This is a genomic window from Mesorhizobium sp. P5_C1 (assembly GCF_054049815.1).
Genome location: NZ_JBFULQ010001345.1, coordinates 1 through 620 on the forward strand (window position 1 = coordinate 1; position 620 = coordinate 620).

The following is a 620-nucleotide window of genomic DNA, read 5'->3' on the forward strand; positions in this document are numbered from 1 at the left end:
CAGCGCGTCACCAGATTGTCGGCGTTCAGGCTGACCGGCTCGTTCGGGTCCGTCGTCGGATGGACCACCGCACGCTGCTGGTCGAGCGTCACATTGCCCGACGCATCGGTGCTGACCGTGAACACGATCACGCCGCCGACGCCCGCACGGCCGACCACCTGCCCAGCCTCGAGGCTCAGCACCACCGCCTGGCCGCTCGCCGTGTCGACCAGCCCCGTCGCGCCGGCATTGAAGCCMAGCGCATAGGTGGTCGTGCCGGCGCCATCGGCGCCATAGCTGGAGGTGAACGCGCTGGCGAAGCTCGCCGTCGCATTCGTCGTCAGATCCGTCTCGTCCACCGTCAGCGATGCACTGGCGCCCGGCGCCGAGATCGACGGGCCGTCATCCAGGAAGGTCAGGTTGYTGCCRATGTTCAGTGTCGCCGACTGATGATCGCCATCCTTGTCGGTGATCGTCGCCGTCAGTGTCACCAGATTGTCGGCGTTCAGGCTGACCGGCTCGTTCGGGTCCGTCGTCGGATGGACCACCGCMCGCTGCTGGTCGAGCGTCACATTGCCCGACGCATCGGTGCTGACCGTGAACACGATCACGCCGCCGACGCCCGCACGGCCGACCACCTG

1 protein-coding gene is annotated in these 620 nt (G+C 67.7%); it reads right to left on the reverse strand.

From position 1 onward, the window contains the following. A partial coding sequence (locus ACXJ7R_RS35735) for a DUF5801 repeats-in-toxin domain-containing protein (RefSeq protein ID WP_457155888.1) occupies positions 1–620 on the reverse strand: 620 nt, incomplete at both ends.